General features: G+C 44.8%; 13 protein-coding genes. 3 read left to right on the top strand and 10 right to left on the bottom strand.

Features of this window, described 5'->3' with window-relative positions; genetic code table 11:
• Positions 1-377: 377 nt before the first annotated feature.
• Positions 378-1,367, top strand: coding sequence for an amidohydrolase family protein (locus HYN43_RS03575; RefSeq protein WP_205589858.1), 990 nt, complete (start codon positions 378-380; stop codon positions 1,365-1,367).
• An 82-nt stretch (positions 1,368-1,449) separates the two neighbouring features.
• The gene (locus HYN43_RS03580) at positions 1,450-1,986 is read left to right on the top strand and encodes a hypothetical protein (protein WP_119408154.1); all 537 of its coding nucleotides are present in this window, start codon (positions 1,450-1,452) and stop codon (positions 1,984-1,986) included.
• A gap of 363 nt (positions 1,987-2,349) precedes the next feature.
• On the opposite strand, the gene HYN43_RS03585 is transcribed toward HYN43_RS03580, so the two are convergent.
• From HYN43_RS03585 to HYN43_RS03625, 9 genes are all read right to left on the bottom strand, one after another.
• A complete protein-coding gene (locus HYN43_RS03585; RefSeq protein WP_119408155.1) occupies positions 2,350-4,071 on the bottom strand; it encodes a sensor histidine kinase in 1,722 nt (573 codons plus the stop codon).
• Positions 4,072-4,241: 170 nt separating this feature from the next.
• Positions 4,242-4,595, bottom strand: coding sequence for a VOC family protein (locus HYN43_RS03590; RefSeq protein WP_119408156.1), 354 nt, complete (start codon positions 4,593-4,595; stop codon positions 4,242-4,244).
• Positions 4,596-4,808: 213 nt separating this feature from the next.
• Positions 4,809-6,140, bottom strand: a complete 1,332-nt coding sequence (locus HYN43_RS03595) for a TldD/PmbA family protein (RefSeq protein ID WP_119408157.1) — start codon at positions 6,138-6,140, stop codon at positions 4,809-4,811.
• Between the two features lie 5 nt (positions 6,141-6,145).
• Positions 6,146-7,783, bottom strand: a complete 1,638-nt coding sequence (locus HYN43_RS03600; RefSeq protein WP_119408158.1) for a TldD/PmbA family protein — start codon at positions 7,781-7,783, stop codon at positions 6,146-6,148.
• A 73-nt stretch (positions 7,784-7,856) separates the two neighbouring features.
• The gene (locus HYN43_RS03605) at positions 7,857-9,674 is read right to left on the bottom strand and encodes a hypothetical protein (RefSeq protein ID WP_119408159.1); all 1,818 of its coding nucleotides are present in this window, start codon (positions 9,672-9,674) and stop codon (positions 7,857-7,859) included.
• Positions 9,671-11,614: a DUF4175 family protein gene (locus HYN43_RS03610; protein ID WP_162996300.1), complete on the bottom strand. Its 1,944-nt coding sequence runs from the start codon at positions 11,612-11,614 to the stop codon at positions 9,671-9,673. Before HYN43_RS03610 ends, HYN43_RS03605 begins: the two co-directional genes overlap by 4 nt.
• Positions 11,615-11,795: 181 nt before the next feature.
• Positions 11,796-13,301, bottom strand: coding sequence for a BatA domain-containing protein (locus HYN43_RS03615; protein ID WP_119408161.1), 1,506 nt, complete (start codon positions 13,299-13,301; stop codon positions 11,796-11,798).
• A 19-nt stretch (positions 13,302-13,320) separates the two neighbouring features.
• Positions 13,321-14,196: a DUF58 domain-containing protein gene (locus tag HYN43_RS03620; protein WP_245447146.1), complete on the bottom strand. Its 876-nt coding sequence runs from the start codon at positions 14,194-14,196 to the stop codon at positions 13,321-13,323.
• Between the two features lie 132 nt (positions 14,197-14,328).
• Complete coding sequence (locus tag HYN43_RS03625) at positions 14,329-15,324, bottom strand: AAA family ATPase (RefSeq protein WP_119408162.1); 996 nt, start codon at positions 15,322-15,324, stop codon at positions 14,329-14,331.
• A 164-nt stretch (positions 15,325-15,488) separates the two neighbouring features.
• Here HYN43_RS03625 and HYN43_RS03630 point away from each other — a divergent pair, with 164 nt between their 5' ends.
• Positions 15,489-16,115 (top strand): DUF4159 domain-containing protein, encoded by a 627-nt coding sequence (locus HYN43_RS03630; RefSeq protein ID WP_119408163.1) that lies wholly within the window; start codon positions 15,489-15,491, stop codon positions 16,113-16,115.
• A 52-nt stretch (positions 16,116-16,167) separates the two neighbouring features.
• Here the strand turns inward: HYN43_RS03630 and HYN43_RS03635 are convergent, their stop codons facing one another.
• Positions 16,168-16,725 (bottom strand): histidine phosphatase family protein, encoded by a 558-nt coding sequence (locus HYN43_RS03635; protein ID WP_119408164.1) that lies wholly within the window; start codon positions 16,723-16,725, stop codon positions 16,168-16,170.
• Positions 16,726-16,727 lie beyond the last annotated feature (2 nt).

The following is a 16,727-nucleotide window of genomic DNA, read 5'->3' on the forward strand; positions in this document are numbered from 1 at the left end:
CTTCGCTACGCTCGTCACCCCTCCTACGCTGCGCGTAAAGACGAGATTTCTTGGTTTTTATTTTTCCTACCCTCTTTGCGGCTTGCCGAAGAGAGGGTGGTCCAGCGTAGCGTAGACCGGGTGAGTAATTCTTCGGCATGCCATCCGGCCGTTCATGGGCCATTTCCCTTACAAGGCGTAGAAGATTTCTCTTTCGCTCCCGTGCTACTTCCCATCCCAGCTCTATAGAAAGGATATTTTTTATTCATTAAACTTGATTTTCCCTGTCTTTAAACATTATTGTAACAAAATGTTACTATAATGTTGCAAGTTGCATTTCGCATCGTTAATTTTAAGCAGAGTAAATAATTACCAACCAACTAACCCTTTGCTATAGTATGAGATTATCCGCTTTTATTACCGCCTTGTTGCTGTTGCCCGGCCTGTTAGATGCCCAGGTTACGGCCCCCAAAAAAAGTGCGCCGTTGCCAATTATTGATGTACACGTGCATGCCATGAAGGTATCGCCGGGCATACCACCATTATGCCCCGGGTTTCTGCGGAATATGCCCGGTAGCGACCCTAATTCGCCGCCGCCATCATTTTTAAGTACCGGCTGCGCTATTCCGCTGCCGGCTGCCCATTCGGATAAAGAAATGCAGGATTCGATCATGGCAACTATGAAACGCCTTAACATGACCATGGTAGTTTACGGCGACGCCACCATCATCCGCAACTGGAAAAAAGTGGGAGGTGATCGCATCATCCCCGGCATCGGTGTAAGCTCGCCAAAAGATATGAGTGTAGTGGCTTTTACCGATTCGCTTTCATCCGGATTTTACAAGGTAATGGGCGAGGTGGCCCCGCAATACCAGGGGCTTTCTCCATCGGATCTGTCGCTTGATGGTTATTTTGCGGCTGCCGAAAAACTGAACATCCCGGTAGGCATCCACATGGGTACCGGCGGTAACGGGATGGCTAACCTCACCTCGCCAAAATACCGCGCATCTATGGGCGACCCTTTATTACTGGAAGACCTACTGGCCCGTCACCCTAAATTAAAAGTGTGGGTAATGCATGCCGGTTATCCCTTGGTTGATAATATGATAGCCCTGATGGGAGCCAACGCCTATGTTTATGTAGATATGGCCGGTTTAATCTGGAGCTACTCGCAGGTAGAGGTGAACGCTTATTTGAAAAGGCTGGTGCAGGCCGGCTTTGGTAAACGAATTATGTATGGTACGGATATGCTGATCTGGCCAAAGCTGGTTGAAACCTCGTTAAGCATCATCGAAAACGCCGATTACCTATCCGAAGAACAAAAAAGAGATATCCTTTTTAACAACGCGGTGCGCTTTTTCAGGCTTGATCCGGAAAAGTTTAAATAGCATCTTAGCTGTTTTAGAATAATCCGGCATGGCTTGCAACTAATTTCATCGATCTGTCGTCTTCCTTAAAACCGACAGATCGATGAAAACATTAATTACCGCTGCAATAGCCTTATTGCCTTTTACCCTCACGGCACAAACTAAAGCATATACCCCCTTTTACTCGTACGAAAAACTAAGCTTCCAAACCGGCGACTTCCTGGTTAAAGATTACTACATCCCGCTTGATGATAATATCAATAATCCAAAATCAACCATGTACGTTACCAAAAAGCCCGGTATGCAGGAAATTTTTAAAACCGCGGTGGATTTTAAAACGGATTCATTTACGGTTGCGAAAGGAGAGAAGCTTGTTTATTCTGTTAACCTGTTTATCAACCCTTCATCAGCTTACGCCGAGGTTAAAAATCTGGCTACTAACCGGCAACAAACTATTAATCTGAAGCTTGATGGCGTAATATCGGCCAATCGTGCTATTGAAATAACGGGGAAAGATTATGACCGGAACGCATCGATTATTGACGGGGTATTTAGCTTTAACCGCAATAAATATAAGATTGTGAGTAATAAAGAGATTGAGGAGAAATTGAGTGGGATGTTAAAGGATATCAGTATTTAGAATTGGATATGAACGAGGTTTAGTTCGGAACTGGTCGAAGTTTAGCGCAGCATAACTTCGACCCAAACTGCGTTAAGCTTTCAGCTTAACTTTACCGTATATTATGTGCTTTTTGCATCCGGAAGCAGAATGCTTCCGACACTTTAGGACGAAGTTACGCTGTCGCTAAACTTCGACCAGCAAGAGGGGATATATCCCCCTCCAGTCATACCGATTTATTTCGGCATCCCACAGGACAGGTAGCCACTTTGCCTGGCGAGGTTGCTTAGCGAATGGGATGCTGAAATAAATTCAGCATGACCGTTCTTTTTATAAGGGATATGCTGCTACAGCGAAATCTGTTAAAAGCGCAACAAAATATATCTACGCTTCATCCCTTTCATAAGCTATCTTAAACCTGATGCAGCAACCCTTGCCTGCTTCACTTTCTATATCGATGCTGCCTTTTTGCAGGTTGATGATCTCGCGGCAGATATACAAACCCAAACCTGTTCCCGGTTTACGGCCGGCCTGGTTAGCCTGGTAGTAACGGGTAAATAATTTATCCTGTTTTTCTTTCGGGATGCCTACGCCGGTATCAATAACACTTACCTGTAATTCAGCTTTATGCGGGTTGATGGGGGTGATGATGGCCTGCACGGTAACGCTGCCGGTATCGGTGTATTTAATGGCGTTGCTAAGCAGGTTCACCATCACCTGTTTAAGGCGGAAAGAATCTCCTTTAACCAGCGTTTCTTTATCACCGGTAAATTCGGCGGCGATGGTTAGTTCTTTGTTCTCGGCCATAAATTTAACGGCCTCTACGGCTTCGCTGATCTCTTTACAGGGGGCAAAAGATGTTATTGTAAGCACATCTGTTTGCTGGTTTTCCATCTTCCCGGCGTCCAGAATATTATTGATGGTGCCCATTAGCATGCCCGTAGAATGGTTAATAGCGGCTATCTTTTTTTGCTGATCTTCTGTGAGCGGGGTTTTATTCAGCATATAAATAGCGCCGTTGATAACCGTAAGCGGGTTGCGGATCTCGTGGCTCATGGTAGCCAGTATTTCAGATTTTTGTCCGGCTAAGGCTACAGTTCTTTCATTTTCAGTTAGATAATTCTGTTCGGCGGTGCGTGCCCTAAAAATGAATACAATAAGTAGTGGGATAAACAACAACACTACAATGATGGCTATACCGGTAAAGGTGTTCATCTCATCGGTAGCGGCCTGGTACTGTTTCAGGATCTCGCTGCGGTCTTTTATCCAGGCACCAAGGTCGATATCCCGCAGTTGTTTTAATAATTCGCGAATCTGCGATACAAAATCGAGATTAGCTGCTACCAGGCGTTTGTTGGAGCCTACAAGCTGGTTGTTTTTTTCGTTGAGTTTCTTTAACAGATCGTTGATGATAAACTCGTGCTTTCGGTTAAGCGAGCGGGTAAGTGAATCTTTGATCTGCCTTTCGCGCCTGATGGTGAGTGTGCGGGTATCCTGGTTTTTATTGGTGATGGCATCGCGCAGGCGCTTGAAAAATCCGGCTTTATTTTTATTGACGGTTACCGTGGTATCTGCCTTTTGCTTTACCTTAACGTGCTGCTTAAACTGCAGGCCTACGTTTTGGGTTGATGGAGCAGATACATTGATGCCTTCCAACGTTGTGGCATTTAGCAATGAATCAAAACCATGTTTCAGCACCAATACCTGCTCTGATAACATTAATTTGTTTTGAAGCGAACTGGAGATATGTTGCTTAGTGCCGGGGAAGTATCGGGCACTATCGGCCTGGTATTCTTTCAGGATGACCTGAATCTGGCCGAATATGGTTGTCAATCTTTTTTTATAACTATCCAGTTTGTTTTTATCGCCATATAAACCAGCCTGTTGAAAATCGTTTTCGGCTGTATTTAGCTCTATAAGAATATTGCTAATGTCTTGCGTTTTGGATGGTTCCCTGAACTCGCGGCTCAGTTTATCCAGCTTTCTAACTATCGAATATTTTAATATCAATGAGCCTACCGCGACAATAGCGGTGAATACCAGGGATATAATAAACAGGCGATATAGGTTTTTGGAAGCTTTTAGCGGAGGTATCAGGTTGCTCATCAGATATGTGCCGGTTCGTAAATTTGTTATCGCACCAATCTAAATGTCAAACAGTTTGGCACAGGCACAAAGATATTGAGAAAAATGATATGATGAATGGCTGGTTTACACCGTTAGAGAGAGTGCAATCCTGATTTATAAAGATATCTGATGCGTATTTATGATCGAAATTATTGTTCCACAAAATGCCAGCAAACACCTGCAATATCAATAATATTAACCTCGCGGCCATAAGGTTCTTTGGTGATCTCGCCGATTCGAATACCGTATTTTTGAGGTAATTGCTTATCCAATACATCTTTTCTGAATTGATCAACATCGGTCACCTTTACGCTCAGCATAAAGTTTTGGGCGAAATCAACATTTTCAAATTTTTGGAGGATAAACCTGCATTCGTCGCGCTGAAAGCCAATGTAACCATCAACTTCCCAATTGATGTGAAAGCCTAATTCGAGGAAGAAACCGCGTGAACCTTCAAAGTTACTGCCGGAGGGAACGAATGGTTCGAGGGATAGAAATTTCATGGGTTTTAAAAATAAAAAGTAATTTAAACGAAGCTTTGAAGCCAATCTCACCACCACGTCATTGCGAGGTACGAAGCAATCCCCAATAGGCAGAGCGACCAAGCAAATCCGCCCTGTAAAGTCGGGGATTGCTTCGTACCTCGCAATGACGGTCGGGGAGGAATCTCAATTAAAAAAGCCTGCCGTTGTAACACGACAGGCTGATCGTATTATTTAAACAGCATCAGATAACGAGCTGAATGTAAAATCACGGATCTTCATCGGCGGGATCAGGTAGCTGCGGTAGCTTTCAACGCTAATGCTGCGTTCCTGCTTGCCCAAAGCTTCAAGATTGTTCAGCATAATTACCGGACTTTCATTAAACCTGAAGTTTTTAACCGGGAATTTGATCTTACCATTTTCAATATAAAACGTACCATCGCGGGTGAGGCCGGTTAATAATAACGATTGAGGATCGACCATACGGATGTACCATAACCTCGATACCAAAATACCGCGTTCGGTACTTTTAATCAGATCTTCAATACTGGCATCACCGCCTTCCATAATAATATTGCCGGGACCGGGAAGCGGTTTTACACCTTTTTTATCGGCCCAATAGCGAGAGTAACTCAGGTTTTTAACTACGCCTTTATCTATCCACATTGTTTTTTCGCGTGGTAAACCTTCGCCGCTCCAGGTTGAAGAGGGGAGATCTGGGTTGAAAGGATCAGAGTAGATGGTAACCTTTGGGTCAACCAGTTGTTCGCCTAAGCGCGTGCCGCCGCCTTTTTTACTTAAAAAACTCCGGCCTTCTTCGGCACTGCGGGCATCAAAACGGAACATGTTTTCCATCATGTAGGTAGCCGCCACTGGCTCCAATATCACGGTATATTTACCCGGCTCAATAGCTTTAGCGCCCGATGAGCTTAAGCATTTGGTTGAAGCAATTTTAGTTGCCGAAAATGTATCCAGTTTGCTCACATCCGTAAAACCACGTGCAGCATAGCCAGATGCCGTACCGGCCTCGTTACGGGTAGTTACCGAGAAAGTAACATCGGTACCTTTGGTATAGGCGAACAAACCTTTCGAGTTCATTATGGCGCTAAAGCCGGTTGAGTTTTCAAGGAAACCGGCTGCTGTTAACTTAGCTTCTTTAGTAACCGCCAAACTTTTAGCTACCAGGTCGGCCCGGCTATCGGGAGTCATAGCACCGGTAGTTGGGTTAAAAGTAATTTCTTCCTTAAATTCACTTGGGCCAAGCATCGGCATATATTCCGGATTTGGTGGCGCCAGTTGTGCCAGTTCTTCCGAGCGGCGTACCACTTTTTCAAGGGCCGCGTCGTCAAATTCATCAATGGTTGCGGTTCCGGCTTTTTTGCCGTAAACCGAGGTTACAGCCAGGCCCATTGTGCTGATATCGCCTGCGGTTGATACTGCATTCAGCGCGTACCTGATGTTGCCGCCTTCGCTGCCGTTTACACTTACTTCACATTCTTCGGCTTTTGAATAAGCAAGTACTTTCTTCAATAAAGCCTGGGCTTCTTCTTTAGTTAATATTGCCATTTCAATTATCCGATCTTTCTTTTAGTATTAATAACGTTAACTCCTTTAAACAACGCGGTTGATGATCCGTGCGATACCGCGCTTGATTGGGCTGGTTGCCCCTTACCATCACTGAAAGCGCCACCCAAACGATAGTCACTTTCATCACAAACCTGCGCGCACGAGTTCCAAAACTCCTGGGTATTGGCCTGGTAGGCAACATCGTTCAGCATGCCAACAATTTTGCCTTCTTTAATTTCATAAAACAGCTGCCCGCCAAACTGGAAGTTATAGCGTTGCTGATCGATAGAGAATGAACCATCGCCGATGATGTAAACGCCTTTTTCTACGTTTTTGATCATGTTATCAACGCTAAGCGGTGTTTTGCCCGGCTGCAGCGAAACGTTAGGCATGCGCTGAAACTGTACATCCTGCCAGCTTTGCGAGTAACAGCAGCCCTGCGACTCGGTTAAACCGATAATATGCGCCTGATCACGAATGGCCTGGTAGTTAACCAAAATACCATCTTTAATGATATCCCATTTTTTGCATTTTACGCCCTCGTCATCATAACCTACAGCGCCTAATGAGCCAACCTGGGTTTTATCGCCCACAATATTAACGGCCTTGCTGCCGAAGTTGAATTTGCCCGATTTCCATTTATCTAACGTTAAGAAGCTGGTACCGGCAAAGTTGGCCTCATAGCCCAATACCCGGTCGAGCTCGGTTGGGTGACCAACAGATTCGTGAATAGTTAACCAAAGGTGCGATGGATCAAGTACCAGATCATACTTGCCCGGCTCAACAGATTTTGCTTTTATTTTTTCGGCGGCCTGCTTGGTGGCAAATTTGATATCCTCCAGCATGTCGTAGCGTTTTTTGTAGCGGGGGGTGATACCTCCAACCTTTTCGCTCTCCAATGCATCCAGATACTCGTAACCCATACCCACCGGCGAACTTAACGAACGACGGGTTTCGAATGAACCTGCCGAAGGATCGATCTTGGTAACGGTAAAGCTTGGTTGTAAGCGGTGTACATCCTGGTCAATGTATGAGCCATCTGTTGAAGCAAAGTATTTTTGCTCGTTAACGGCAAACATAACCGAGTTTACAAAGTTTGCTCCACCTGCCATGGCTATGCCGTTGGCGTTAAGCAACAGGTCTACCTTTTCTTTTACAGGGATTTCGAAAGCGTTTTTGGTAAGCGGGGTTTTCCAGCTTACTTCACCGTAGCCTTTTTGCGGGGCCAGTTGTACCGGCGCGCCGCCAATTTTGGCGTTGGCCTTGGCAACAGCCACCGCTTTAAGGGCGGTTTTGGCCATGCCCTCTTTGGTTACATCGTTGGTAGCGGCAAAGCCCCAGCAACCATTGGCAATAACGCGGATGCCGATACCGTAGGATTCGGTATTGGCTACGTTCAGTACCTTGTTTTCGCGGGTTACTACAAACTGGTTCAGGTAGCGGCCTATGCGCACATCGGCGTAGGTTGCCCCGTTAGATTTTGCGGTGTTGAGCGCTACATCGGCCAGCTCTTTTTTAATGGCTACATCCACCCGCTCGAGGGCTTGTGCCGGATCAATCGTTTTACCGAAAGCAGATAAGTCGGGCAGCATTAACGCGCCTGCCCCCATACCTGATAAATAAAGAAAGTCTCGTCTTCTCAAAGTATTTTCCTCCTTAACGCTTTAGGGCCTCCCTGAATGGGCAACCGGGCGTTTAATTTTAAAATAGTGTTGTTTATAGCCGCCCTTTGCGAGAGGTTGTTACCGACCTTGCCGTTTTAGCTTCGGCCCACAGAAACGTGCATGCTAATAAGAGCAAAATATAAGGATATATTTTCGATACCAAAATTGTTGCTTTTTTCTGTATCGGTTTTGTTACACCGGTGGTGTGCGGATGGCTAAGGCTGTAGCGCCTGGTATCCGTCTGCTTCTTTAATTTGCGGAGGCTTTGCCATTCGTTACCGCCATAAACATACCACCAGTTTGTAGCGTTGCCGGCTTTTATTAACTGCCATCCGCTTGTTTTAGGCCGATATTGATAATGATATTCAAATGGGAGCAACGGGTTTTGGCTGGGCGATAAATCCGCTTCACCCACAGTCGCAATTGTAGCATTTGTACTTTTTAATTGCAGATCAACCGGCGACGAAACCGATGGGAGATCCGTGGTTACATCCCAACTTTCTGTAGGTGGTGCTTTACGTGCAGCTTGCTGAATTAATGCCGACCATAGCTTTGCGTAATCGACTTTGTTACCTGATAATGCCCAGCTAAAGGAGTTGTTGATCACCGTGTAAACCAATTTGCCGTTACCGGTTAAAGATGTAGCCGCGAGCAAATGCCCGTGTGTGTTGGTAACCAATGGTTGGATATCATCCTGAAGCTTAATAAACGATTGGCCCATAGTTAATGCAGCAAGCGATTTCTGATCGCCTCGTAATAGGATTGGGTAGCCCAGCGTATCCCGCCCTTGCGATGGCAGGGTTTTAAAACTGCTTTGCAACCATGAATTGCCAGCCGTACTATCGGCCCTGATAATAACGCCAAAGCCGCTTTGCATTACCGCTGCTTTTAAGGCCGATGAATTTTGTGGTGAGATTGCTTTTAATGTAGATAGATCACCGATGAGCAGATCAAATTTATCCAGAACAGCACCCGAAATGTTTTCCAATGAGATGGCGGGCCTATTGATAAACTCGGTACGGAATTTATCCTTGCTGATCGTGGAGCGCAGGGCTACCGCATAACCTTTTTCAGATAGCCAGTTTTTCAGGAAACGGGTCTCAAAATCGGGCGAGGAAGTAAGCATCAGCACTTTTAAAGGTGTGGCGCTTTCAACCCGGAAAGGAATGTTGCCACTATTAACGGTATCCTCACCCGAAATAGTCAAAAGGCGGTATACTGCCTTTCCCGAAATTTTAGGTATATTTTTTAGTTCGAATTTGGCCGTAGTTTCGGGTTTTATAAATGCTGAATCGAGCGGTGTACCGAGGCCTTCAAGCAGTAGTTTAATTTTGTTGGGAGATGAGTTTTTATAGGTACCCTGTACTTTCAACTCGTCGCCGGTTTTGATGCGAGAATTCCAGTTTACAGCAGTAACACCTTGTTTAAATTGTTCGGGATGGAATGAGAAGGATAAACAGTTGAGTTGCGATAACTCGAATTCGCTTAAGCCATCTCCTAAAATATGTAACCGGGTGATACCTGAATCCGCACTTAGGTGACTTAATTTATCAAGTAAAACCAAATTAGGATAGCGCTTTTTAATGTTGGCATTTAAAGTGAACTGCTTTAAATTTTTATAGGCGGATAGGCTATCCGGGCTAAATCCATCGGTTATTAAAACCGCTTCCGATTGATTGGATGCTGTAATATCCGTTTGATATTTTATAGGGATAGCAATGCAGGCTAAAGCGATAATCGCCATAAAAACAGCAATGATACGCAAGCCAAGCAACCTTTTATTAGGGCGCCTGATTTCCTTCCATACCGATACCGCGGCGATAAGCGGGCAGATGCTTAAAACAAGTATGTTCCAGTTGTTTTGCATCATTGCCGGCTACGGTTTAAGTTTTTAAAATACTGTTGCGATAAACCCATATCCAAACTGTTTTGCCCGGCCGCAGGTGTTTTATTTGCCGCGTGAAGCGCTTTTTGAATAGCCCTCTGCACCAAAACAATATCGCCTTGTTTTATTTTTTTATCGGGCGATAGGATATTGTTTAGCGCATTCATAGCCGCCAGATAGCTGCCCGGTTCGGTCGTCGCTTTGATGCTCAACTGCTTGTTTGCAGGGATCAGCATTTGCTGTTGTTGAGCGTTAATACTTGCTCCTGCTTTTAACCGACCTAATATTTCCGCGGCCTTCCGTAGACTTTCAAACTGATCTGCTTCGGGCTTAATATCCTGTTTTAACGATGTTGATTTGATGGGCGACAGATCGCCGCTCAACCTTTTCTCTAATTTTAATGGGGGAGGGTTGTAGCTGGTTTTGGCCACATATACCCGCGATTTTTGTTGGAGGTCTTTCAGCAGGCGTAGCGCTTTATACTCAAACGCCAGGGCATCCTGCGGTTTGTATAAACGGAGTTGTAACTCGGCTTTCCACATTTCGGTAAGGGTAGCTTTTAGCTGTGCTTTTTGTCCCGGTTCAAAAAATCCCGCGTCTTCGGCGTTATCATGTTTATCAGTGTATTGATCCTTGATCACATCGGCATTGCCAAAATTATTGATATCGCTTACCGCGTTGTTATCATCGCTGCCAATATCCGATTCTGATTCTTCGCCTAAAAACTTGCCGTAGCGCAGGCGTAATAGCTTTTGATCGGTAGCCAGATCGTTGCTCCGGTTTTTAAACTGCGCGGCGCTGATGCTGTCTTTTTCTTTAAGTAACCGTTCCGAATCGAGGATGATCTGTCGTTCGCTCCTGAAAAATTCAGGCTTTTGATCGGTACCGGTTACGATGCCGTCCATACTTAACAGTTTGGCAGTATCCTGTATGGATACTGTGTAGACATCGGTGCGGCTTTGTTGTTGGTGGGTATCGGTTGCCTGGATATAAAAGTATAATTCATCGCCCGGCTCCATGTTTAAGGCGGGAAGCTTCACCAGCTTCTGCAAATCATAATTGGGCAGGCGATTGCTAAATGCGATACCCGCATCCAGTTTATAATCTTTAAACTTTACCGCCTCGCCGCTGCCTTTAGCCACGGTGGCAAATATCAGCGCGTTGAGGACGCCGTAATCATCATTAATAGTAGCCCGGATGTTTACCTGCTGCGCTTCGCCTGCATCGATATAAGTGTAAGGCTGCGGTGTTTTAATATGAATAACCGGCGGAAGATCATGGATAATCTGTATAGCATACAAATCGGACAGCTTACCATCAATATTAACCTGGTAAAATCCCGGCTGGTTGATAGTTGCCTGTACTGCCCATGTTTGTTTTTCTGCATCAATAGCTTTTAGCCTGATAATCTGTTTGTTGTTAAGTAACAGCGATACCTGTTTAACGGTGGTGTTGGTACTGATCTCCCAGGAGATTGCCGCGCCTTCTTCAGCCTCTATTGCAAATTTATCCTGCTTGCGTTTAGCTTTCCCGGTGTAGGCAGGTGGCGTTATCGTTAACTTAACCCCTGTAATTTGTGGAAGTATTTTTTCTGTGGTTTTGCTTTCTTTTTCTGCCTGCGGAACAGCGCCTAATAAGCCCGTGTCCGGTTTACGATGGACTAATGTTATCAGCAAAGGCCCAACAACCAAAGCCGTTGCTAACGCTATACTGGCTTGTTTTACAGGCTTCAAAAACTGTTTTTGCAATATGGGGATCTTGATAAGATTCTCTTCAACTTTTGATAGTTGCAGCCTCTCTAACAGGTTAAGCTCATCATGTTTTTTAAGCAGCAGGTTTCCGCTTTCCTGTAAATCCGGATAATGTAGGTTGAGGAAGTTTAAAATGGTCTCTTCGTTGATAATCCAAGGTTTTTGATAAAGCAATTGGCAAACAAATGCTGATAAAAATATGATAGGTACCCACAACGATGTAAGGCTAAAGAGCGCCATCAATATCTCACCCCAAAAAACAGCAATAGATAAGGCGAACAGTAAGCATACAACAAGCCTACAGCCGATATAAAATCGCCGTATCCGCCCAATGTGTTGAGATGCCGCTCCTTGTTTATCCATTAGTTTGTTTGAGGTTTTTGTTGGCGATAAAACGCTCTAAAAGGAATAATCCAACCAATACCAGCCATAAATAATGGGATAGGTCGGTGAGTGTATCCGGTTGCGTATTCACAACCATGTTTTTCTTATCTGAGCTATCTGGAAGTAGTTGCTCGTTACTAATAGTCCGTCGCTCATGTTTACCAATAGTCACCTGCAGCCGCTCGTTAAAAATCAATCGAAATATCCATTGCGGGAAATCATTGTTCCAAACCAGATCTGCCCAGGCGGGATTAAAATGAGTATAGAGATGGTAGCTGCCGTTTGGCATTTCCCTGCTCAAAATTGACCTGCCGAAACCATCTGTCCAAAGCGGCTCACCAATTGTATTGTTGGTGATTAGTTGATGCAGTGCCGGTTTATCGGTTTGCCCGGAAATATTGAACGGCCCTTTATCATTGATGCACGAATTTGTTTTGATGATAGGCCCCGGTGCATAGCTTAGTACATTGGCTGCTTTTTTTGCCACTGCTGATGGAAGCTTTTGATCGGATAACCAAAATAGCCAGTTTTGACCGAAAGGGATTTCGCCTGTATGAGTATACTGCTTCACAATAACTTTTCGCCTGCTAAAGCTGCCGACAGATTGTAACGCGGCTTTCAGATAACCGGCATCAACGGTGTACTTATCTGTGTAAATGGAAAGTTTAAGGGTAGCAGTATCAATTAAAATAGTGCTGGTATCTCCCTTTTTTAGGCCGATGTAAGCGTTACCATCGCGGGTACTCAACTTAAAATCAGCGTCATTATTTAAAGCCGGGTTAATAATACGCTTTGTGAAACCAGTGCCACCCGGTTTGCTGTTACCCTGCAATACTTGTAAGCTATTATCGGCAGTGAACCAGGCGTCAGCTATCCATGTACTTGTTGAATCATCGGGCGTATAGGTTTTCCATTTGAGATTTAAAGCTGTGGATGGTCTGTCGCCTTGAAAATGGCTGATACCGTTTGGAGTAATCAGGTGCACAGGTAACCCTGCCGACATCTGCCTGTTCAATTTGTTGATCAGCCCCCAATAATCCGCGTCTGTCTGCGGTTGCCTGGATGTATCGGTTAATGCTTTGCCTATTTCCGTTTCAGCAAATCCATCATTAAAATAATGGAATTTGTACCCAATGTGGATTAAAGAATCAATCTGTGGTTTAAACCTTCGGTAACTTTCGGTTAGGTTTTCACGGGGGATGAGCAGCCATCCCTTTACTTTGGAGATATCGGTTTGTTTCCTCCAAACAGGCATCGATAAAAGTAACGCCAGCACAATCAATAATAAACACCGTATAGCAAGCAGTAATTTATCAGTCACCAACAAACTCCGGCTGCTTTTTTTTGCCGCTGCGCTGATGAGTGAAATGCTGCCCACTTTCAGTGTTTTGCCGCTCTTAATATTCCACAGGTGGATGATCACCGGGATACTCACCGCGGCAATTGCAAACAACCATATGGGATTTAAAAACTGCATTAATTAATTTGATATGAGATTAAAACCTGCTCTTATTACGCTGAACCAGGAAGCTGCGTAAAGCTTCATCCAGTGGTTGCGATGTGTTAATCATCCGGTAAAAAATACCGTTGCCGGTTAAGTTAATTCGCGTATTATCAAGATGCTCTTGCAACTTGTTGCGATAGGCTGATGCCTGCGTGGTGTTGATATCAATAGTTTCGCCGGTTTCCAGGTCTTCTAATGTTCCATAATCTTTAAAATCAAACTCAAGCTCGTTTTTGCCCATTAAGTGAAAAACAATGATCTCATGCCGGTGTGCCGATAATGAATTAAGCAGCTTGTTGATCTCGCCATTGGTTTGGTACATATCGGTAATAAAAACCAATAATTCCTTGCGGTTTGTGCCTGCAAATAACTCTTTATAATGAGCAGGATTGGTAAATGTGCCAGCGGGCTGAATTTGCGCCAAATGATGATACAACCGCTGCAAATGCTGAGGATCGGGTTTGGTGGCCAGCGAAAACAAATCTCCCTCTCTAAAAACATATAAACCAACCGAATCGCCCTGTAAATTTGCGAGATAAGCCAGCGATGCCACCATAAAACGGGCATAATCAATTTTTTTGATCCCGTGATCATCGTGCGCCATCGATGCGCTGGCATCTACCAAAAAGCGAACAGCGATACTGGTTTCCACTTCCGACTCACGGATGTAATACCTGTCTGATCGGGCGTACATCCGCCAGTCCAACCACCTGAGATCGTCGCCCGGCTGATAGCTGCGGTATTGGCTAAATTCGAGTCCAGGGCCTTTAATGCTGCTTTTATTAAAACCATTCAAAAAGCCGTCGATCACCGTTTTGGCGAGCAATGGCAAATCTTTAATAGTCATTAATACTTTTGGATCGAGCATTTTTATAGGTCGGTTTTTTTATGTAGAGATGCATAATTGCGTTTCCCGCGTGCAATTTACGTTGGTATGGCGGCCCTGTAAAGTCCGCATGTCCTCCGGGGAGACGCATAATTGCGTCTCTACAGGTAGAAACTAAATGGCTTTTGGCCGTTCAATTGCTTTGATCAACTCCGCGGTAACCAAATCAGATGTAATATTCTCCGCCTCGGCCTTAAAGTTCATCAGCACCCGGTGGCGTAAAACGGCCGGGGCCATGGCGTGGATGTCTTCCATCAAAACAGCATACCGGCCTTTTAATAAAGCACGGGCTTTGGCTGTCAAAATTAAAGCCTGCCCGGCGCGTGGGCCTGCGCCCCAGCGTACCCATTCTTTTACATAAGGAACGGTACTGGTATCGGGACGGGTAGCGCGGATAAATAAACTTACATATTTCACCAGCTCATCATTAATATTTACCTGCCTAACCAAAGCCTGCGCCTGTTGAATTTCCGCGGCATCAATAACCGGTTTTACGTCGGCTTTTTTAGTGCCCGTTGTGCGGTTTAGCACTTCAAATTCTTCCTGTTCGGTAGGGTAGCCCATTTTTACTAACAGTAAAAAGCGGTCTAACTGGGCTTCGGGCAGGGGATAGGTACCGGCCTGTTCAATAGGGTTTTGGGTGGCGAGGATAAAGAAAGGTTTATCCAACGGGTAGGTTTGGCCGCCATAAGTAACCTCAAATTCCTGCATGGCCTCTAACAGGGCCGATTGTGTTTTGGGCGGTGTACGGTTTATCTCATCGGCCAAAACAATATTGGCAAACAGGGGACCTTTGTTAAACTTAAAGAAACGTTTGCCGGTGGCGTGGTCTTCTTCCAGTATCTCGGTGCCGATGATATCTGTCGGCATTAAATCTGGTGTGAACTGGATTCGCCTGAAGGATAGGTGTAAGGCTTGCGACATGGTTTTTACCATCAGCGTTTTAGCCAGTCCCGGTACACCTTCCAATAAGCAATGGCCACCGGCAAGGAAAGCTACCAGTAGTTCATCCAGTATGGCATCCTGGCCAACAATTACCTTTTGTATCTCGCTTTTTAGCAATGGCAGTTTAGCCAATAATACTTTTACGTTATTCTCGGTAAGTTCCAAAATATGAGATCAGTTTTATGAGTCATCCAATATATCATCCGTTTGCCTAAAAACAGGTGAGTGTTAATAAAAAGGCAATAAAGTATCCGAAACTTTACAATGTACACAAATAAAAGCCGCTTTGAAATGGAATATTGTGCTACTTTTAAAATCTGGATACTAAAATGGGCTACAGCGGCAAATTTACCTTCACAAGATTAAGTTATCACTCGGGCGACTGGGATACCGACCAGCGTATGCCCTCCAACCTGCTTAATTCCTTACTGGAGTACACCACCATCACCATCGAACCTCACGAAAAAGTGATCCCCCTAAGCAGTGATGATATATTTTCGGCCCCGTTCTGCTACATCAGCGGCCACAAACTGGTGCAATTTGATGCCAAAGAGAAAGTCAATTTTAAGCGCTACGTAGAGAATGGAGGCTTCGTTTTTGCCGATGACTGCAACCACGATATCGATGGCCTATTTGCCCGCTCATTCGAGGCGCAGATGAGTGCTTTGTTTGGGGCTACGGCTTTAAAAAAGGTCCCTAATGACCATAAGATCTATCACTCATTTTTTCCCTTTGATAAAGGCCCGCCCAATACCAGTTTTGAACTGAACGGTTGGGGAGACGACCTGGTACACGATTATCTGAAAGCTATTGAAATTAACGGCAGGATAGGGGTTTTGTACAGCAACAAAGATTATGGCTGCGAGTGGGATTATGATTTCAGGAACAAGCGCTTTTTGGCTGAGGATAATACTAAGTTTGGGGTTAATATTATTATGTACGCGTTGAATTCGTAAACGGTATCGCCGCCGCTCGACTCCAGCCGAGCGGCGGCTTTTTTTATTCGCTTTAAAAACTACAACCCGTTTCAGGTACTATACCCTCATGATCCACATTTAAAACAGCTTCGCCATTTTTAAAGCTCACTATCCAAATGCTATCATAATCATCATCGGGCCATTTCAAGCCCTGCTTTTTTACACCTAATGATCGTACTATCGGCGCTATGCCGCCGTGTTCCCAGCTTACAAGTACAACTCCGCTGCGGCTTTTTAAATCGGCCGCCATTCCTAACGAATCCTTTTCGGTACGGCTGCTGTTGATGGTTAAATTGTATTTTGCCGCTAAGGGAACAATGGTTTCAAACATGCGGGCATGTTTGGTAGCCTCGCCCGAACCCAAACCCGGCACAAATATGTAAGCAGGCACGCCAAATTTAGCATTGATAACAGCCGGCAGTTTTAATGAGCGATTGATACCCGCGCAGGTAAGGTTATCGCCCTTAAGCGGTTTTTCGGCGTGGCGGATAAATACGATCTTAAGATCGGCAGATTGAGCCTGAACTCTTAATGAAAATGCCTGGGCCATCACAACCAGGATTAAAATATTATAAATGATTTTTTTCATTT

The sequence above is a fragment of the Mucilaginibacter celer genome, from assembly GCF_003576455.2.
Classification (GTDB): domain Bacteria; phylum Bacteroidota; class Bacteroidia; order Sphingobacteriales; family Sphingobacteriaceae; genus Mucilaginibacter; species Mucilaginibacter celer.